The following is an 18,756-nucleotide window of genomic DNA, read 5'->3' on the forward strand; positions in this document are numbered from 1 at the left end:
ATGAAAAAGCAAATGCTTGCCCATAGCTTTGACTAGCGATACGAGAGTGCCGCAACACTCGCCGCAACCATTGGCAGAAGGAGAAAGCGCGCGCAGTCTTCCCTGTTGGTGGCACATTTGCGGCATGGTTCGTAAGTCAAACATTATTTTTTTGTAATTTGATTGTTCGTGTGCGGCGCAATAGCTTTCATCTCACGGGACGAGACAAGCCGGCGAACAAATACTTCGCGACGCGACATGCCTAGACGACCCGACGAACCGGAAGCCAAACATACTGGTTTTCAGTTCCAAACATACTGGTTTTCAGTTTAGGAGATTAAAATGCGCGTTTTGCTGGTGCCCTTTGCCGCCGCTGCTCTCTTCGCCACAGCTAACTATAGCTCGGCGATGATGACGGACGGCGCAGTCCCCGCAGCAGCAACGAACGTGCTCTATACCGACGCTGGCTACCAGCTTCCGGTCGATATGAAAGTTCCGGCTCTCAAGGCCGGCGTAAAAGTTCAAATATCCTGGCTGGAATCGCAAGGCATGGAATTGCCGCAACAGGTCAGGATCACCAGATAAGATTTTACCTATCCCCAGGTGAGGCACCATCCCTACCCCCGGCGCCGCCTCACCTGGGTGCCTTTGCAATAGACGTTTGATTTTTGGGCCCCACCCTGCGTCATCAAACGGCTGCAAAGCGCAAGAAGGCAGGAGCTCCCCCAGCTCCTGCCTTCTCTATTTTCAGCCTATGTCGATGCAGTACATCGAGAATCGAACATCGTTTTGGCCGCGCCAGAGCGCGGCCGCGAACGGATAAAATTTACTTCAAAAGATCCTTGAGGATCGCCGACGCCTTGGCGAAATCCATCTGCCCGGCATAGCGCTCGCGCAGCGCCGCGACGCACTTGCCCATGTCCTTCAGGCCCTGGGCGCCAAGCTCGGCCACGACGGCGGCGCAGATCTCGCGTACCTTCTCTTCGGAGAGCTGTTCCGGCATGAAGCCCTGAATGACCGCAATTTCCTCGCGTTCCTTCTGAGCCAGCTCCGGACGGTCGCCGTCGGTGTACATCTTGACCGATTCTTCGCGCTGCTTGATCATCTTGGCGAGCAGCTGCAGAATCTCGTCATCGCTTGCCTGTTCCTTGGCCAAGCCGCGATTGGCGATGTCCTTGTCCTTGATGGCGGCCAGGATCAGGCGCACGGTCGAAAGCCTCGCCGCATCCTTAGCCCTCATGGCATCCTTCTGGGCGTTGGAAAGCGTTTCGCGGATCATGTCTTTAACTCCCTAAGCAGGCCGGCGACGATCGCCCAGCCTCTCATTTCACGGTGCCAGTCTCATAGACCATCAGCTGCGATCAATGCAATTGCGTGCCTGCGGCCGAAACTCGGCGAATTCCCTGGCGGGAAACGAAAACGGCGCATTGACCGGCACGCCTTGTTTGGCTATGTCCAACACCTGCACATTAGATCGATATTAAGGTCTCAAGCCGCGACGCATGTCGCTGGCTGCAATCTGCGACAAACATGGCGGAAGCCCCCGGTCTTTTCAAGGCCGCGCACGACGCCGGAAACGGGATGACAATGACCGCCACAGCTCCATGGACAATTGAAAAGCCAAGTGCCCTGCTCGTTCTCGCCGACGGCACCGTGATCGAAGGCAAGGGCATAGGCGCGACCGGCAAGGTCCAGGCCGAAGTCTGCTTCAACACGGCGCTGACAGGCTACGAAGAGATTCTGACCGATCCCTCCTATCTCGGCCAGATCGTTACCTTCACCTTCCCGCACATCGGCAATGTCGGTACCAACGAGGAAGACGTCGAAGACCTGACGCCTGCCGCCCGGCACGGCGCCGTCGGCGTCATCTTCAAGGCCGATGTCACCGATCCTTCGAACTACCGCGCCGCCAAGCATCTCGACCAGTGGCTGAAGGCCCGCGGCATCATCGGCATGTACGGCATCGACACCCGCGCGCTGACCGCCTGGATCCGTGAAAACGGCATGCCCAACGGCGTCATCGCCCACGACCCGAACGGCGTCTTCGACATCGACCAGCTGAAGGCGGATGCCAAGGCCTGGAGCGGCCTGGAAGGTCTCGACCTCGCCAAGGTCGCCACCTCCGGCCAGTCGTCGCAATGGTCGCAGACGCCCTGGATCTGGAACGAAGGCTACGGTGAGCTGAAGGCTGCCGACGCCAAGTATCACGTCGTCTGCCTCGACTACGGCGTGAAGCGCAATATCCTGCGCCTCTTTGCCGGCCTCGACTGCAAGGTCACCGTACTGCCGGCAACCGCATCCACCGACGACGTGCTGGCACTGAAGCCGGACGGCATCTTTCTGTCGAACGGCCCCGGCGATCCAGCCGCAACCGGCGAATATGCCGTTCCCGTCATCCAGGATCTGCTGAAGGCGGACATCCCGCTGTTCGGCATCTGCCTCGGCCACCAGATGCTCGGTCTCGCGCTCGGCGCCAAGACCGCGAAGATGCATCAGGGTCATCACGGCGCCAATCATCCGGTCAAGGATCACACGACGGGCAAGGTCGAGATCGTGTCGATGAACCACGGCTTCGCGGTCGACGCGAGCACGTTGCCGGAAGGCGTTGAAGAGACTCACGTTTCGCTCTTCGACGGCACCAATTGCGGCCTGCGCGTTTCCGGCAAGCCCGTCTTCTCGGTTCAGCACCATCCGGAAGCCTCTCCGGGTCCGCAGGACAGCCACTACCTCTTCCGCCGCTTCGTCAATCTGGTGCGCGAGAAGAAGGGCGAGCCGGCTTTGGCTGAGCGCGCATAAGCAGCGCCGCCATTACCATCAGATAAAGGAAGAGCCCCGGATTGACCGTCAATCCGGGGCTTTCGTCTTGGGGAATACATTAAAGCGGCCAACCGCCCGATCAGGCCTGCAAACGCCGGAGCCTGACCTCCTCAAGCTCGCTCGTGAGGATTTCCTGCAGGAACTCGAAATCGGATTCACCGAATGGAACCAGGCCAAATCTCAGCCTGTAGCCCCAGTTTTTGTCCTGGGTGAAATCGAGCCAATCCAGCAGCGGGCGGATCGGTTGCTCCGGCACATCTAGCCAATCGACGTCGCGGCGATATGCCTTGCCGCATGCCATCTCGCCTTGATAGGGCTCGCCGTCGCGGACATATCCGATCGCCGTAAAGCTTTTAAAGCCGTCCTTGTCACCCATCGCTACCGACGGAGAATAATAAACCACGCCGTCACCGGGCTTGATCCGCTTCAGCGGCCCCTGCTTGCCGTGATTGACCTGCATGAAGCCATGGGCCCGCCCGTAGCGGACGTGCGCGGCGCAGGCAACGGCCAGCCAGTACGATCTTGCTTTCGGTTCTTCGCGTCGAGGCGACGCATCGGAATGTGCGAGCATATGCACGACGGCACCGTGGGTTAGAAGTCCATCCAGGGGGAAAAGCGTGGTCTCGCTGTGAGCGCTTGCTTTGTATGTCATGGTCGTCTCCCATCAAATTGGTATGACGCCAATATACGGGATCATGCTGCCAATATCTGTCAGCAGTCTTCTCGCCGAGATGCAAAAAAATGGACGGGCTCAGCCCGCCATTTTCTCCGAGCGCACTAGAATGTAGAACCGCACGCAAAGCATCGCCGCGGCCGAGGCCAGCCCGAGGAGGAAACCGATCCAGATGCCGACGCCGCCGAAGCCAAGTGGGAAGGCAAGGAGCCAGGCCAGGAAGAAACCGATCGGCCAATAGGCGATCAGCGCCAGGATCATCGGCACGCGCGCATCCTTCAGGCCCCGCAACAGACCGCTGGCAACCGCCTGCAATCCGTCGACCAGCTGGAACAGACCTGCAACGACGATCAGCGGCGCGGCATAGGCAAGCACCTGCGGGGCCTCGGACGAGGTCACGTCGAGGAACCAGCTTCCGAACCACATCGGCATGGTGGCGAACAGAATACTGCCAAACAGCGAGATGCAGCTTGAAACGATGAGCACGACGATCGCCGCACGCGTCAGACCGACATGATCCCCCTGCCCATGCGCGACGCCGACCCGAACGGTAGCCGCCTGGCTGAGGCCGAGCGGGATCATGAAGGCGATCGACGCCCATTGCAGCGCGATACCGTGGGCGGCCAGCTCGATCGTGCCGATCTGGCCCATCAGCAGCGACGCCGCCGTGAATAGGCTGACCTCGGCCAGAACCGTGATGCTGATCGGAAAACCGAGGCGAACCACGTCCCACAATGCGTGCCAATCGGGGCGCCAAAGGCGAACGAAGATCTCATAGCGACGCGTCTTTTCGCGGCTCTGAACGAAGGCGACGATGAACAGGAAACCAGCCGTCTGCACCGCCACCGACACGATGGCGGCACCATGCAGCCCGAGCGCCGGCATGCCGAAATGGCCGAGCACCAGGGCATAGGCAAGGATCGCGTTCATCACCAGCATGGCGATGGTGACGTAGAGAATGACGCGCGCCATGCCGATTGCGCTCACCAGCGCACGGATGACGTTATAAAGCAGCCCCGGCAGCACGGCGTAGTGGCCGATGGCGATATATTCGCTGGCCAGCCTCGCCACATCCGGCTTCTGTCCAGCAGCCAGAAGGATCTGCTCGGAATAGAAAAAGGCCGGCTGCGTCAACAGCCAAAAGGCGGTGACGACCCAGATACCCATGCGCAGTGCCCGGCGCACCGAAGTGACATCGCCTTGGCCATAGCCCTGCGCCACCAGCGGCACGACGGCGATGGAAAAACCGGAACCGAAAATCTGGATGGTGAACAGGAACTGGGCGGCCAGAACCATGGCAGCCAGTTGCTCGGCGCCGAGACGGCCGACGATCATCACATCCGTGGTGTTGATGCCGAGCTGTGCCAGCTGTGCGCCGATCAGCGGTATGCCAAGCGCCAGGGTGGCGCGGATATGCGCAGACCACGAATTGTTGTTGTCATGCGCGAACGGGCGCGCAGTTGCCGGCATATCCATCTTGAAAACTCGATTTTAAGAAACGCGCAGACCGCTCCTACCCGAGGTGCGCGAGCCTGCCGCCTTAGCGCAACTTCAGCGAAAAAGCCAGTTGGCAAAGCTAAGATGCTAAAGAATTCATCAGATCATCAAAATATCTGATGATTATTTAGGCCACTTCTTGAACGGCCGGTTCCAGCGTGGCTTTCGGCGCGGTCTTACGCACCTTGGCGACAAAGACGGTCACCGCAGCCACGGTCAGAGCTACTGCCATGATGAAGGGTGCACCGGCAAAAACGACGGGCGCTTCAGGCGCGGTGAAATAGCGGAAGAGGTAGGGAAAGAGCAGCGGCCCGATGATCGCGGAGATGCTGGTCAGGCTGCCGAGTGCACCTTGCAGCTCGCCCTGCGCCGATGGCGGCACCTTGCCGGCAGCGATGGACCGCAATGGCGCATCCGCGACGTTCTCGATGACGGTGACGATGATGACGGCATAGACCATCCAGCCATGCCAGGAGGAGGCATAACCCATGAGGCCGATACCGGAGAACGTCATTCCCAGCAATGCGGTCTTCCATTCGCCAAGTACCGGCACGAGCCGCGGCATAATCAAGCCGATGGTGATCGCAGCTCCAATGCCGTAGACACCGAGCGAAAGGCCGATCTGCCCCTCGCTCCAGCCGTAACGATAGGAGGAGACGAAAGCCCATACGGCCGGATAGACGCCATGCGCCAACCAATTAAGGAACATGACGACACAAATCCAGCCGACGCCGGAATAGTGCCGCATCTGCCGAAGCGCACCCAAGGGATTGGCACGCGAAAGCTGGAAAGCGCGGCGGTTCTTTGCATCCAGCGTTTCCGGCAGCAGAAAATAGGCGCAGACGAAATTCAGGAAGGCCACCACGGCAGCCCCGTAGAAGGGCACGCGCGGGCCAAACTCGCCGAGAAAGCCGCCGATGACGGGGCCGAGCACAAAGCCGACGCCGAAGGCCATGCCGATCAGGCCAAAATTCTTGGCGCGGTTCTCATCATTGCTGATGTCGGCGATATAGGCCGAGCAGGTCGAAAAACTCGCGCCACTGATACCCGCCAGAATGCGGCCGACGAACAGTACCCAATAGGTGCCGGCGATGGCGCAGATGAGATTGTCGATCGCGAAGGTCAGCACCGAGGCGAGCAGGAGCGGGCGACGACCGAAACGATCGCTCAGATTGCCGATCAACGGTGAAAACAGGAACTGCATCCCGGCATAGGCAAGCAACAGCCAACCGCCTTCAGTCGCAGCCTCGCTGATCGAAGCACCCGTCAACTCCTCCAGATATTTCGGCATCACCGGCATGATGATGGCAAGGCCGATGACATCGAGGAAAAGAATGAGGAAGACGAGGAGCAGGCCCCGACGGGCGAATTTCTGGTCGATCATGGAGTTTGCCTTTTGGCGGCCCTATCTTCATGAAGAGACAGAACGTGAACGAAAATCGGTGCGTCCCCAATACTTGAAGATTTTGCCCGAAACAATCGGTGAACGCTTCAATCTTTCTGATTTATCGGCCGATTTTTTTGATCTTTGGCGCTTGGGATGCCAGCCATTCCTCAGGTGTCTACCGGCGCTCCAGCCTTAAAAAATCGACCGTACACGAAGCATAGCAGGGAGGTTGACGTGGGTACCAACGATCCGACCGATCGTCATCTCCCCGCCCCTTCGATAGAACCAGGAGCGGGAAGAAAGAATCGAGGCGTTAAACCGGATTGTTCAGCGTATCGCAATCGCTGAGCTTACCGGAATCGAAGCCCTGCTTGAACCATTTCATGCGCTGCGCGGATGTTCCGTGGTTGAAGCTGTCGGGAACGACATAGCCCTGGCTGCGCTTTTGCAGCGTATCGTCGCCGATCTGCTGCGCGGCATTCAGCGCCTCTTCGAGGTCGCCCTGCTGCAGAATGCCCTTCTGCTGCGTGAATTTGCCCCAGATACCGGCAAAACAATCGGCCTGAAGCTCGATACGCACGGACATCTTGTTGGCATCCACCTCGTTCATGGTCTGGCGGGCCTGATTGAACTTCGGCAGGATGCCGAGCTGGTCTTGAACATGATGGCCGACTTCATGCGCAATCACGTAAGCCTGCGCGAAATCGCCGGAGGCGCCGAACTGGTCCTTCATCTGTTGGAAGAAGGCCATGTCGAGATAGACCTTCTGGTCCGTCGGGCAATAGAAGGGGCCGGTCGCAGCCGAGGCGGTGCCGCAAGCAGACGGGAAGCTGCCCGAGAACAGCACCAGCTTCGGATCGGTATAGGTCTGGCCCATGGATTTGAAGATGCCGGTCCAGGTGTCCTCGGTATCGGCGAGCACCGTGGCGACGAATTGCTTCATCTCGTCATTGGCCGGCGCGGCGGTGCCGCCACTGTTGTCGCTCTGCTGATAGCCGGGGGAACTGGAGCCGCCGGTCAGGGCGCCGCTCTGCTGCAGCAGGCCGATGACATCAACACCCATGGCTCTCAACACCAGGAAGATCACCACCAGGACGATGATGGTGCGGAAGCTCAAGCCACCGCCACCTAAACCGCCACCGGGAAAGCGAAATCCGCCGCCGCCAAGAGGACCGCCTCCCGTCGGCGAAGAACCGCGTTCGTCCTCGATATTGTCGGATTGCCGACGTCCCTTCCAGTCCATGGTGCACCTCCTGGCGATGCAGGTCCTTGAGAAAACAGAGTGTAACTCTTTCTAAGATATACTGTGTCACCATAAATTACGAAAACCGCAAAGAAAATTTTCACCATCCTGTCCGTCCGACGGCAAATCCTGACAAAAAACCGGGCAGGCATTCTTTAAAGATCACAAGCGCATACCCACCTGCTCCTCTGCGCAATATTCCTTACGTTGTATTCCATAGCCATGTGGACAACCGTGAACTCGCACTTTGAGACTCTTGCGGTTGGACAGCGAATATGCGCGTCGTAGTTGAAGCGCGGAGGCATGTGAACCTGCTGTGCGCCCCGGGGGTTTGATGAAGCGATCGATGAGTGTTTCCCTGCTGCTGATGGGTACGGCAGCGCTGACGAGTTGCGGTCAGAAGGACAATACCGCTAAAATTTATAAGGACGTCGACGCCTGTCTCGCGGACAAAGCCTTTTCCGCTGACGAGTGCCGATCCGATTTTGCCGCCGCCGAGAAGGAGCGGCAGCAGAATGCACCGGCTTATGAAACGGTAGCCGCGTGTGAAAAAGACTATGGCGCCAACGATTGCCAACCAACCACAAGCGCCCACCAAGCCGGCATGGGTCATTTCATTCCATTCATGGCCGGTTATCTCGTCGGGAACGCGTCCCGGAATTTCAATGCCAACGCGCTCTATCAGCTGCGTGGCAGCAGCGACTATAGAAGCGCTGCAGGGCGAAGCTTTACCAATAGAGCGCCGGTTGCCAACAAGGGCTATTCGCCGACGAAGGATGACGAGAACAACGCGCAATCGTCTTCATCCTCATCGTCTGGCGGTGGATCGTCCTGGGGATCGTCCTCAAGGCGCTCCGCTTCCTCGACCACCACCGTCGAGCGCGGTGGCTGGGGGTTCCGCGGCTTCCATCTTTCGGGCTGAGGGGCGGCGCGGATGAGACGCATCGAAGTCAACGAAAGGCCAGGTTGGAAAGCCGATGCGGAAGCCTGCGGCTTTACCATCCATTCCATGTATGGCCAGCGCTACTGGGATGAACGGCACGCCTACGTCTTCAGCCTGGCGGAAATAGAGACAAGGCTCGAGGATCCTTCAGCCGCTCTGCTGCAAATGTGTTATGCCGCCGTCGAAAAGATTGCAACCGACACCAAGCTAATGCGCCGGATGGCGATCCCCGAAACCTACCACGAAGCGGTCGCCCGCTCCTGGCGCAACCGCGAGCATGATCTCTACGGCCGTTTCGATCTGGCTTATGATGGCAAGGGTCCGGCAAAGCTGTTGGAATTCAATGCCGATACGCCGACCAGCCTGTTCGAAAGCGCTGTTTTCCAATGGCGATGGCTGGAGGACATGAAAGCGCGTGGAGAAATTCCGCCCGGAGCCGATCAGTTCAACTCCATCCACGAGCGCCTGATCGAGGCCTTGGGCTTCCTCGCCGCCCCTTCGCGGCGCATGCATTTTGCCGGCATGCTCGAATCGGAAGAAGACCTTGTAACGCTCAACTACCTGGTCGATTGCGCCGCGCAGGCCGGTTGCCAGACGAAGCTGATCGGCATGGCGGAGATTGGCGTCGATACCAAGCATTGGCTGGTCGATCTAGAGGACGAACGAATCGACTGCCTGTTCAAGTTATATCCGCTGGAGGACATGGTGCGCGAACCCTTCGGCCGGCATCTGCCATTGACGCCGACACGGGTCGTTGAACCGCTGTGGAAATTGGCCCTGTCCAACAAGGGCCTCCTGCCGGTTCTCTGGGATATGTTCCCCGACCATGAAAACCTGCTGCCGGCCTATTTCGAAGACGATCCTCGTGCCGAGAGCCTTGGCGAGCGTTATGTGCGCAAGCCGCTTCTGTCCCGTGAAGGCGCCAATGTGACGCTCGTCAATCATGAGGACGACAATGGCAACTATCATGTCGAGGGACCTTACGGCGAAGAAGGGTATATTCGACAGGCGCTGCACCTGCTTCCCCGCTTTGGAGATGACTGGACCGTGATCGGCTCGTGGATCGTCGCCGGCCAGCCTGCCGGCATCGGCATTCGGGAAGACGATACGCCGATCACCCGGGATACATCCCGTTTTGTGCCGCACATCATACTCGACAGCTGAGTTCCAGCCAAACCCATGGAATATCGCCGTGGAAAACCCCGGTTTAGGCCGATCGCTACGCGCGATCGCCTATCTCTTCCCGATTCCTGTCGATTCCGTGATTTATGGGGTTCCGTTTGCAAATACATTTGCCTATAAGCCGCTTCTAGCCTGAAAAGACTTGACCATGCGCCCCGGCCGGTGATCTCCCACCCTGGCCGGTTTTTCGCGCAGCCAAAAAACGGATGTGAGCCCATGCCGAAGCGCCAAGATATCAAATCGATCCTCATCATCGGTGCTGGACCGATTGTCATTGGTCAGGCATGCGAATTCGATTACTCCGGCACACAAGCCTGCAAGGCGCTGCGCGAGGAAGGTTACCGCGTCATCCTCGTCAACTCCAATCCGGCAACGATCATGACCGATCCGGGCCTGGCGGACGCGACCTATGTCGAGCCGATCACCCCGGAAGTCGTCGCCAAGATCATCGCCAAGGAACGCCCGGACGCACTGCTGCCGACCATGGGCGGCCAGACGGCACTCAACACCGCGCTGTCGCTGAAGCGCATGGGCGTGCTCGACCGCTACAATGTCGAGATGATCGGCGCCAAGCCGGCCGCCATCGACATGGCCGAAGACCGCGCCCTTTTCCGCGAAGCCATGGCTCGCATCGGCCTCGAAACGCCGCGCTCGATGCTGGCGAACGCCACCGACATCAAAGATGCCGACCGCAAGACGCACGAAGCCGAGCGCAGCAAGCTGAAGGCCTCTCTCTCCGGTGCAGCGCTGGACAAGGCGCTCGACGAGCTGGAGAATCAGTGGAACCTCGGCGAAAGCGATCGCAAGCAACGTTACATGAGCCACGCCATGGCGATCGCCGCCCAGGCGATCGATCATGTCGGCCTGCCCGCCATCATTCGCCCTTCCTTTACCCTCGGCGGCACCGGCGGCGGCATTGCCTATAACCGCTCGGAATTCTTCGAGATCGTCGGCGGAGGTCTCGACGCCTCGCCGACCACGGAAGTGCTGGTCGAAGAATCCGTGCTCGGCTGGAAGGAATACGAGATGGAAGTGGTCCGCGACACGGCGGACAACTGTATCATCATCTGCTCGATCGAAAACATCGACCCCATGGGTGTCCATACCGGCGATTCGATCACGGTTGCGCCGGCGCTGACGCTGACCGACAAAGAATACCAGATCATGCGCAACGCCTCGATCGCGGTGCTGCGCGAGATCGGCGTCGAGACCGGCGGCTCGAACGTGCAGTTCGCCGTCAATCCGAAGGACGGCCGTCTGGTCGTCATCGAAATGAACCCGCGCGTGTCGCGCTCCTCGGCGCTGGCCTCGAAGGCCACCGGCTTCCCGATCGCCAAGGTCGCGGCCAAGCTTGCCATCGGCTATACGCTGGACGAGCTGGAAAACGACATCACCGGCGGCGCGACGCCCGCCTCGTTCGAGCCGTCGATCGATTACGTCGTCACGAAAATTCCGCGCTTCGCCTTCGAGAAATTCCCCGGCGCCTCGCCTGTCCTGACCACGGCGATGAAGTCGGTCGGCGAAGTCATGGCGATCGGCCGCACCTTTGCGGAATCGCTGCAGAAGGCGCTGCGTGGCCTCGAAACCGGCCTCACCGGCCTTGATGAGATCGAGATCCCCGGCACCGAAGAAGGCGAAGGCAGCCGCAATGCCATCCGCGCCGCCATCGGCACGCCGACACCGGACCGTCTGCGCATGGTCGCCCAGGCGCTGCGCCTCGGCCTCAGCCCGGAAGAGGTGCATGAAGGCTGCAAGATCGACCCCTGGTTCATCGCGCAGCTGAAGAGCATCGTCGACATGGAAGCCCGTATCCGCGAACACGGCCTGCCGGAAGACGCGACCAACCTGCGCATGCTGAAGGCCATGGGTTTCTCCGACGCGCGCCTGGCGACCCTCACCGACAAGCGTCCAAAGGAAGTGGCCGAGCTGCGCAACAGCCTGAACGTTCGGCCGGTCTTCAAGCGCATCGACACCTGCGCGGCCGAATTTGCATCGCCGACCGCCTATATGTATTCGACCTATGAGACGCCCTTCGTCGGCTCTGCCCGTTCGGAAGCTGAGGTTTCTGACCGCAAGAAGGTTGTCATCCTCGGCGGTGGTCCGAACCGCATCGGCCAGGGCATCGAATTCGACTATTGCTGCTGCCACGCTGCCTTCGCTCTGAAGGATGCCGGCTATGAAGCGATCATGATCAACTGCAACCCGGAAACCGTTTCGACCGACTACGACACGTCGGACCGGCTCTATTTCGAGCCGCTAACGGCAGAAGACGTCATCGAAATCCTCCGCGCGGAGCAGGAAAATGGCGAGCTGGTCGGCGTTATCGTCCAGTTCGGTGGCCAGACGCCGCTGAAGCTTGCCGAAGCGCTCGAAAAGAACGGCATCCCGATCCTCGGCACCGCGCCTGATGCGATCGACCTTGCCGAAGACCGCGACCGTTTCCAGAAGCTTCTGATGAAGCTCGATCTCAACCAGCCGAACAACGGCATTGCTTATTCTGTCGAGCAAGCCCGGCTCGTCGCCTCCGAAATCGGCTTCCCGCTGGTCGTGCGCCCGTCTTACGTTCTGGGCGGCCGCGCCATGCAGATCATCCATTCGGAAGGCATGCTGCAGACCTACCTGCTCGACACCGTGCCGGAGCTGGTTCCGGAAGACATCAAGCAGCGCTATCCGAACGACAAGACCGGCCAGATCAACACCCTGCTCGGCAAGAACCCGCTGCTGTTCGACAGCTACCTCGCGAACGCCATCGAAGTCGATGTCGACTGCCTGTCCGACGGCACTGACGTCTATGTTGCCGGCATCATGGAGCATATCGAAGAAGCCGGCATTCACTCCGGTGATAGCGCCTGCTCGCTGCCGCCGCGCACGCTGTCGCCGGCCATGATCGACGAGCTGGAGCGCCAGGCAAAGGCCATGGCCAAGGCGCTGAATGTCGGCGGCCTGATGAACGTGCAGTTCGCCATCAAGGACGGCACGGTCTACGTGCTCGAAGTCAACCCCCGCGCCTCGCGTACCGTGCCTTTCGTCGCCAAGACCATCGGCGCGCCGATCGCCAAGATCGCCGCGCGCGTCATGGCCGGCGAAAAGCTGGATGCGGTTTTTGCCGCCTATGGCGAAAAGCCGGATCCGCGCAAGCTGAAGCACATCGCCGTCAAGGAAGCCGTCTTCCCCTTCGCCCGCTTCCCCGGCGTCGATATTCTGCTCGGACCGGAAATGCGCTCGACCGGCGAAGTCATTGGTCTGGATACGGATTTTGCGCTGGCCTTCGCCAAGTCGCAGCTCGGTGCCGGCGTCGAACTGCCGCGTGACGGAACGGTCTTCGTCTCCGTCCGCGACGACGACAAGCCGCGCGTCCTGCCCGCTATCCGCATGCTGACGGAGATCGGTTTCAAGGTGCTCGCCACCGGCGGCACCCAGCGTTTTCTCGCCGAACAAGGCATTGCCGCCGCCAAGATCAACAAGGTTCTGGAGGGCCGTCCGCATATCGAGGACGCCATCCGCAACCGCCAGGTCCAGCTCGTCATCAACACGACCGACAGCAACAAGGCAATCTCTGATTCGAAGTCGCTGCGCCGCGCGACGCTGATGCAGAAAGTGCCCTACTACACCACCATGGCCGGTGCAGAAGCCGCCGCCATGGCGATCAAAGCGCTGAAGGCCGGCAACCTCGAAGTCCGGACCCTGCAGAGCTATTTCTGAGGCGATCGAGGCCCGCGACCGCTACTTTCGAGTTGCTGATCGTTGGTTGTGCAAAACTGACTCTGGCGAGTGCTGACCAAGATCAGCCTCGCCATAAGTCTTCGAATTTTCTGGAAATCGGCTGTCGCAATCTGCTATAGATGACAGAATAATGGCTCTACATGGTTCCGAAGTACCGCTTCGGGACCTGTTTTCTTTTGTGTCTGCGACAGAGCAACACAGGGAGTGAAGGACAAGAAAAATGGTTGAAAAGGTACCGATGACACAGAACGGGTTCGTCAAGCTGCAGGAAGAACTGCGCTGGCGGCAGCAGGAAGAACGCCCGCGAATCATCGAAGCAATTTCGGAAGCCCGTGCCCATGGCGATCTCTCCGAAAACGCCGAGTACCATGCTGCCAAGGAAGCCCAGAGCCACAATGAAGGCCGCATCGGCGAACTCGAAGACCTGACGGCGCGCGCCGAAGTTATCGACCTCACCAAAATGTCCGGCTCGAAGATCAAGTTCGGCGCCAAGGTAAAGCTCGTCGATGAGGACACCGACGAAGAGAAGAGCTATCAGATCGTTGGTGATCAGGAAGCTGACGTGAAGGCTGGCCGCATCTCTATTTCCTCGCCGATCGCCCGTGCGCTGATCGGCAAGGAAGTCGGCGATTCCATCGAGGTCAACGCCCCAGGCGGCGCCAAGGCCTACGAAATCCTCTCCATCTCCTGGGGCTGATCGCCCGTGCGCGATCGTGACTCATCGCATGCAGGCGATCTCAGTGAGATCGAGGTCATCGCGACGAATTTCAAACGCCGGCTCTCCGGCGTTACCTCCACGATCGTTCAGCTTATTCCGAAGCAGATCGAGCTCGGCTGCCATATCGTCACGCTTGGCCCAGGCTTGCCGGACGATTTGCCGAGGCTCGGCTGGGCGCGGCTGCCCGGCCTCTGGATAAAGCCGCGTCGGCATCGCGTGCGTGTCTGGCACGCCCGCCGCAACAATGAGATGCTGGTCGGGCTGCTCCTGCGCTCCTTGCTGCGCATGCCGCTGAAACTGGTCTTCACCTCGGCCGCCCAGCGCCGCCACACCGGCTACACGCGCTGGCTGATCCGCCGCATGGATGCGGTGATCGCCACCAGCACCCGTTCCGGCAGTTTCCTCGAGGTGCCGCATACCGTCATTCAGCACGGTGTCGATCTCAAGCTGTTCCACCCGCCGGAAGTGCCCGACGACCGGATGGCCTCCACCGGCCTGCCCGGCACCTATCTGGTCGGTTGCTTCGGCCGCGTCCGCCACCAGAAGGGCACCGATCTCTTCGTCAAGGCGATGATCGAGCTTCTGCCGCGCTATCCGGACTGGACGGCCGTCATTTGCGGTCGTGTCACCGCCGAGCATCGCGGCTTCGCCGACGAACTGGTGAAGATGGTGGCCGCAGCAGGTCTCAATGACCGCATCCGCTTTCTCGGCGAAGTTGATAATGTCAGGCCCTGGTATCGCCGCGCGACGCTTTATGTCGCCCCTTCCCGCAATGAAGGTTTCGGCCTAACGCCGCTGGAAGCCATGGCCTCGCGCACCGCGGTCGTCGCTTCCGACGCCGGTGCTTACGCCGAGTTAGTCGCGCCGGGAGAAACCGGCGCCATCGTGCCCGCCGGTGACGGCGAGGCGCTGACGAAGGCAATCGCCTTCTATCTGGCCAATCCGGAACAGGCGCTCCAGCAGGGCGAGAATGCCGTGCGTCATGTCCGCAGCGAATTCGCGCTGGAAAAGGAAGCAACAGCGATCGGCGATATCTATCGGCAGATGCTCGGCTGAGTCGCCAGGCTACTGACCGAGGTCGATGCGGTTGCGCTCGACGAAATCGACCATCGCCCGATCCTCGACCACATCCTCCTCGATGCTTTTGACGATCGACAAGACCTTGTCGCGATATTTGGTCGGCGAGGTGTCATAAGCCCATCCGCGCGACAGCTTGGCCATTAGTTCCTCGCGGGACTTGGTATAATAGTGGTTGAGCTGCAGAAACCGGTTCGAATAGAACTCCGGCGATTTACGCGCCCGGCGCGTGAAACGCTTCCCGGCATCGTTCGCCGTGAGATCACCGAATTCGCGGGTCTGGAACTGATGCACGCTGACTTCCGTCACCTCGCAGGGATCGACGATGCATTTGAAATTGCGGACATCTTCCTTTGATGTCATCGGATCGGCGCCGCGCATCGTGTAGTTCAGCGTCAGCGGGCCGCCGGGAGGCGTCGCATGGCCGCTGGTGGCAAACATGTGCCATGGTAGCGAGACATTCGGGAAATCGCCGACCGCCTCGAGCGCCTGCTCGACGGTGCGTCCTTCTTTCGGCAGCAGAAACTCGTCGACATCGATGAAGGCCATCCAGCGATAGGCACCGCCGAAATTGAGAATGGCATGGGCAAAGACGATCACCTGGCCGTTCAGCGTCGTTCCGGTGGCGACATCCTTCATCCGCCCCGCCCAGGGGATGATCGTCAGCATATCGGCGTCGAGGAGATCGCTGAGAATTGCGCAGGTCTGATCCGTCGAGCCGTTATCGTAGATATAGAAGTGACGAATGCCGACAGCACGATGGAAAAGCACCCATTCCTCGATGTAACGTGCCTCGTCCTTGACACAGGCGGCGATAGCGATCCCATGCCGGCCCTCCTGGGGCCGCGGCGGATCGATGGCCAGTTTCTTGGCATCGGCAGTCTTAGGTTTCAGCCAGCCCATGCGTCCGTTCCCTGCAACTCAGATCGTCGATGCGGCGGCGAACCTGTCGTCATAGCCGAACCCATGTTTCAATAGCGCCGAAACCGGCGAGTAATTGACAAATGTCACGCCGCGCTCCGCGGCGATTTCCCTTGCCAGAATGAAATGCTCGAGGATGCGGCCCTCAGCCCGGGCGATGCCGGAAAAGGCAGCTTCGTCACTGGTTTCGTAGAAGCGGGGCTCACCGGCATTGGAAATATCGATGCCGAGAAAGCCGATCATTTTAGGCGAACAGCAAAGCGCGAATTGCAGCGCCGACACGGCGACCGAGCCTCCCTGGAAAACGCCCAGATCCGGTGCGAAGGAGAAACCGGCAGTGCCCGCTGCGTTGAGCCGTACAAAATCGAGCTTTCCGAGTTCGTCTATCAAACGGCGGCGGGCACCATAGGGCTTGCTGATATTGTCTATCAGAATAACCCTCTTGTCCGACAACCAACGGCTGTCCAGCTCCGAAATCGCCCGCAGCACGGGGACGGAGAGAAGACATATCGTTCCGGGCTTGATCCTGCGCCGCATCATCTCCGAATGCCGCCAGACGAAACGCTCATCCTCCACGGCAACGGCAAGCGGCGTGGCAATCTGCTCGCCGATCAATCCGATCGCGCCGTTCAGCAAGATGGCGCTTTTCGGCTCGAGGCCGGTGAGATCGCAATCACGGATCGACGGGCCGGAGCCGACGATATAGATATTTTCGCTCGCACCGTCACGCAGCCGATCGCTATCCGAGAGATCAGCGACCTTGGCACGGTGGTAGAACACCTCCCCCACGCCGCTCTTGCGCACGATGCCGAGCCCTGGAAACCAGTCCTGCGCGTGAGCGCGAGAACTGCCGAGCAGCACGCGCGCGCCCAGCTTGACCAACGTTCGGTGCCAGGGACGGTCCACCATGTCCTTAGAGCTCCACGAGACCGAGTTTCTTCACCTGCCGGATGGTCAGCATGGTACGGACCGTATCGACATGCTCGTTGGCCGTCAGCACTTCGATGACGAAGTCCTGGAAGCGGGTGAGATTTTCGGCAACGCAATGCAGCAGGAAATCGCTGTCGCCGGACACCATCCAGGCCTGGCGCACCAGCGGCCACTCTGTCGTGGCGCTGGCAAAAGCCTTGAGATTGGCCTCCGACTGATGCTTCAGGCCGACCATGCAGAAAGCAACGAGATCGAAGCCGAGCCTCGGGCTGTTCAGCATGGCGTGATAGCCCTCGATGATGCCGGCTTCTTCCAGCTTGCGCACCCGGCGCAGACAGGGCGGCGCGGAAATGCCGACTCGATCGGCCAGCTCGACATTGGTCATGCGCCCGTCGCGCTGGAGCTCCCGCAGAATCTTGATATCGATGGCGTCGAGTTCAGCTCGCAGCACTTTTATGGCCTTTCTTTAATTCCCCATCGCCAGCTTCTATATAAAGCGAAGAAATTCGCAAGAAAGTTTCGCTTGCGTAACCGAATCTTACACAAAGCAGATTTGCTCTGTTGGTAATGCAAGGCTGCCCTTGAATAAATGCATGCGGCAATCATAAATGGGTCAGCAGATCGTGAAATCGCCTGCTTCGCCCGTTTGAAGCTGAAATTAGCGACGCGCTGAGATTGAAAGGACTTAACTATGCCTGCCCGCCACACCAAGGTGCTCATCATCGGTTCCGGCCCCGCCGGCTATACGGCTGCCGTCTACGCGGCGCGCGCCATGCTGGAGCCAGTCCTGATCGCCGGCATGGAACAGGGCGGCCAGCTGATGATCACCACGGATGTCGAAAACTATCCGGGCTTTGCCGATCCGATCCAGGGCCCGTGGCTGATGGAGCAGATGCTGCAGCAGGCCAAGCACGTCGGCGCCGAAATCGTCAACGATCTCGTCACCGAAGTCGACACCAATCAACGCCCCTTCGTTGCGCGCACCGACAGCGGCCAGGTCTGGACCGCCGACACGCTGATCATCGCAACCGGCGCCAAGGCCAAATGGCTCGGCATCGAGACCGAGCAACATTTCCAGGGCTTCGGCGTCTCGGCCTGCGCCACCTGCGACGGCTTCTTCTATCGCAACAAGGATGTGATCGTTGTCGGCGGCGGCAATAGCGCCGTCGAGGAAGCGCTGTACCTCTCCAATATCACCAAGTCGGTGACCGTGGTGCATCGCCGTGACTCCTTCCGCGCCGAAAAGATCCTGCAGGAGCGCCTGTTCGGCAAGCCGAACGTCAAGATCCTCTGGAACACCGAAGTCGCCGAAATCACCGGCACGCCGGCCAAGCCGCCGATGCCGCCGTCAGTTTCCGGCGCGCGTCTGCGCGACACCCGCACCGGCGTCGTCACGGATGTGACCATCGACGGCATTTTCGTCGCCATCGGCCACGCGCCGGCGACCGAGCTTTTCAAGGGCAAGCTGAAGCTCAAGGATAATGGCTACCTCTGGACCGCACCGGATTCGACTGCGACCAGCGTCGAAGGCATCTATGCAGCCGGCGACGTGACCGACGATACGTTCCGACAGGCGATCACCGCAGCGGGGATGGGCTGCATGGCCGCGCTCGAGGCGGAACGCTATTTGACTGGGCACATGCCCGTCGCCGTGGCTGCGGAGTGA

General features: G+C 60.0%; 16 protein-coding genes. 8 read left to right on the top strand and 8 right to left on the bottom strand.

Annotated features, from left to right (window positions below):
- The first annotated feature begins 321 nt into the window (after positions 1–321).
- On the top strand, positions 322–564 hold the full coding sequence (locus AB6803_RS07940; protein WP_371108369.1) for a hypothetical protein: 243 nt from the start codon (positions 322–324) through the stop codon (positions 562–564).
- Between the two features lie 241 nt (positions 565–805).
- Here the strand turns inward: AB6803_RS07940 and AB6803_RS07945 are convergent, their stop codons facing one another.
- Positions 806–1,258, bottom strand: coding sequence for a GatB/YqeY domain-containing protein (locus tag AB6803_RS07945; protein WP_153365139.1), 453 nt, complete (start codon positions 1,256–1,258; stop codon positions 806–808).
- A gap of 308 nt (positions 1,259–1,566) precedes the next feature.
- Here AB6803_RS07945 and carA point away from each other — a divergent pair, with 308 nt between their 5' ends.
- Positions 1,567–2,775, top strand: coding sequence for a glutamine-hydrolyzing carbamoyl-phosphate synthase small subunit (gene carA, locus AB6803_RS07950; RefSeq protein ID WP_371108370.1), 1,209 nt, complete (start codon positions 1,567–1,569; stop codon positions 2,773–2,775).
- A gap of 100 nt (positions 2,776–2,875) precedes the next feature.
- On the opposite strand, the gene AB6803_RS07955 is transcribed toward carA, so the two are convergent.
- The 4 genes from AB6803_RS07955 to AB6803_RS07970 form a co-directional block, all read right to left on the bottom strand.
- On the bottom strand, positions 2,876–3,448 hold the full coding sequence (locus tag AB6803_RS07955; RefSeq protein ID WP_371108371.1) for an EVE domain-containing protein: 573 nt from the start codon (positions 3,446–3,448) through the stop codon (positions 2,876–2,878).
- 99 nt (positions 3,449–3,547) lie between these two features.
- Positions 3,548–4,945, bottom strand: coding sequence for an MATE family efflux transporter (locus tag AB6803_RS07960; protein WP_371108372.1), 1,398 nt, complete (start codon positions 4,943–4,945; stop codon positions 3,548–3,550).
- Between the two features lie 148 nt (positions 4,946–5,093).
- Entirely contained in the window at positions 5,094–6,350 is a 1,257-nt protein-coding gene (locus AB6803_RS07965) for a TCR/Tet family MFS transporter (RefSeq protein ID WP_371108373.1), read from the bottom strand.
- 316 nt (positions 6,351–6,666) lie between these two features.
- On the bottom strand, positions 6,667–7,596 hold the full coding sequence (locus AB6803_RS07970) for a neutral zinc metallopeptidase (RefSeq protein ID WP_371108374.1): 930 nt from the start codon (positions 7,594–7,596) through the stop codon (positions 6,667–6,669).
- 346 nt (positions 7,597–7,942) lie between these two features.
- Here AB6803_RS07970 and AB6803_RS07975 point away from each other — a divergent pair, with 346 nt between their 5' ends.
- The 5 genes from AB6803_RS07975 to AB6803_RS07995 all read left to right on the top strand — a co-directional run bounded on the left by AB6803_RS07975 (position 7,943) and on the right by AB6803_RS07995 (position 15,218).
- Entirely contained in the window at positions 7,943–8,518 is a 576-nt protein-coding gene (locus AB6803_RS07975) for a DUF1190 domain-containing protein (protein WP_371108375.1), read from the top strand.
- Positions 8,519–8,530: 12 nt separating this feature from the next.
- Positions 8,531–9,703: a glutathionylspermidine synthase family protein gene (locus AB6803_RS07980; RefSeq protein ID WP_371108376.1), complete on the top strand. Its 1,173-nt coding sequence runs from the start codon at positions 8,531–8,533 to the stop codon at positions 9,701–9,703.
- A 234-nt stretch (positions 9,704–9,937) separates the two neighbouring features.
- Positions 9,938–13,423, top strand: coding sequence for a carbamoyl-phosphate synthase large subunit (gene carB, locus AB6803_RS07985; RefSeq protein WP_371108377.1), 3,486 nt, complete (start codon positions 9,938–9,940; stop codon positions 13,421–13,423).
- A 241-nt stretch (positions 13,424–13,664) separates the two neighbouring features.
- Positions 13,665–14,141, top strand: a complete 477-nt coding sequence (greA, locus tag AB6803_RS07990; RefSeq protein WP_371108379.1) for a transcription elongation factor GreA — start codon at positions 13,665–13,667, stop codon at positions 14,139–14,141.
- A gap of 6 nt (positions 14,142–14,147) precedes the next feature.
- Positions 14,148–15,218 (top strand): glycosyltransferase family 4 protein, encoded by a 1,071-nt coding sequence (locus tag AB6803_RS07995; protein ID WP_371108380.1) that lies wholly within the window; start codon positions 14,148–14,150, stop codon positions 15,216–15,218.
- A gap of 9 nt (positions 15,219–15,227) precedes the next feature.
- Here AB6803_RS07995 and AB6803_RS08000 read toward each other — a convergent pair whose 3' ends face one another.
- Genes AB6803_RS08000 through AB6803_RS08010 form a run of 3 tightly spaced genes read right to left on the bottom strand, consistent with a single transcriptional unit; the run spans position 15,228 to position 17,541 of the window.
- A complete protein-coding gene (locus AB6803_RS08000) occupies positions 15,228–16,142 on the bottom strand; it encodes a glycosyltransferase family 92 protein (RefSeq protein WP_371108381.1) in 915 nt (304 codons plus the stop codon).
- Between the two features lie 18 nt (positions 16,143–16,160).
- The gene (locus AB6803_RS08005) at positions 16,161–17,069 is read right to left on the bottom strand and encodes a glycosyl transferase (RefSeq protein WP_371108382.1); all 909 of its coding nucleotides are present in this window, start codon (positions 17,067–17,069) and stop codon (positions 16,161–16,163) included.
- A 4-nt stretch (positions 17,070–17,073) separates the two neighbouring features.
- Entirely contained in the window at positions 17,074–17,541 is a 468-nt protein-coding gene (locus tag AB6803_RS08010) for an Lrp/AsnC family transcriptional regulator (RefSeq protein WP_371108383.1), read from the bottom strand.
- A 240-nt stretch (positions 17,542–17,781) separates the two neighbouring features.
- Between AB6803_RS08010 and trxB the strand changes: the two genes are divergently transcribed.
- Positions 17,782–18,756, top strand: coding sequence for a thioredoxin-disulfide reductase (gene trxB / locus AB6803_RS08015; protein ID WP_371108384.1), 975 nt, complete (start codon positions 17,782–17,784; stop codon positions 18,754–18,756).

The sequence above is a fragment of the Rhizobium sp. RCC_161_2 genome (genome assembly GCF_041355235.1).
Classification (GTDB): domain Bacteria; phylum Pseudomonadota; class Alphaproteobacteria; order Rhizobiales; family Rhizobiaceae; genus Rhizobium.

What these genes read in the sequence shown, in the direction of transcription:
- AB6803_RS07940 (WP_371108369.1), top strand. Translation starts at nt 322, where the DNA reads ATGCGCGTTTTGCTGGTGCCCTTTGCCGCCGCTGCTCTCTTCGCCACA.
- AB6803_RS07945 (WP_153365139.1), bottom strand. Translation starts at nt 1,258, where the DNA reads ATGATCCGCGAAACGCTTTCCAACGCCCAGAAGGATGCCATGAGGGCT.
- carA (WP_371108370.1), top strand. Translation starts at nt 1,567, where the DNA reads ATGACCGCCACAGCTCCATGGACAATTGAAAAGCCAAGTGCCCTGCTC.
- AB6803_RS07955 (WP_371108371.1), bottom strand. Translation starts at nt 3,448, where the DNA reads ATGACATACAAAGCAAGCGCTCACAGCGAGACCACGCTTTTCCCCCTG.
- AB6803_RS07960 (WP_371108372.1), bottom strand. Translation starts at nt 4,945, where the DNA reads ATGGATATGCCGGCAACTGCGCGCCCGTTCGCGCATGACAACAACAAT.
- AB6803_RS07965 (WP_371108373.1), bottom strand. Translation starts at nt 6,350, where the DNA reads ATGATCGACCAGAAATTCGCCCGTCGGGGCCTGCTCCTCGTCTTCCTC.
- AB6803_RS07970 (WP_371108374.1), bottom strand. Translation starts at nt 7,596, where the DNA reads ATGGACTGGAAGGGACGTCGGCAATCCGACAATATCGAGGACGAACGC.
- AB6803_RS07975 (WP_371108375.1), top strand. Translation starts at nt 7,943, where the DNA reads ATGAGTGTTTCCCTGCTGCTGATGGGTACGGCAGCGCTGACGAGTTGC.
- AB6803_RS07980 (WP_371108376.1), top strand. Translation starts at nt 8,531, where the DNA reads ATGAGACGCATCGAAGTCAACGAAAGGCCAGGTTGGAAAGCCGATGCG.
- carB (WP_371108377.1), top strand. Translation starts at nt 9,938, where the DNA reads ATGCCGAAGCGCCAAGATATCAAATCGATCCTCATCATCGGTGCTGGA.
- greA (WP_371108379.1), top strand. Translation starts at nt 13,665, where the DNA reads ATGGTTGAAAAGGTACCGATGACACAGAACGGGTTCGTCAAGCTGCAG.
- AB6803_RS08000 (WP_371108381.1), bottom strand. Translation starts at nt 16,142, where the DNA reads ATGGGCTGGCTGAAACCTAAGACTGCCGATGCCAAGAAACTGGCCATC.
- AB6803_RS08005 (WP_371108382.1), bottom strand. Translation starts at nt 17,069, where the DNA reads ATGGTGGACCGTCCCTGGCACCGAACGTTGGTCAAGCTGGGCGCGCGC.
- trxB (WP_371108384.1), top strand. Translation starts at nt 17,782, where the DNA reads ATGCCTGCCCGCCACACCAAGGTGCTCATCATCGGTTCCGGCCCCGCC.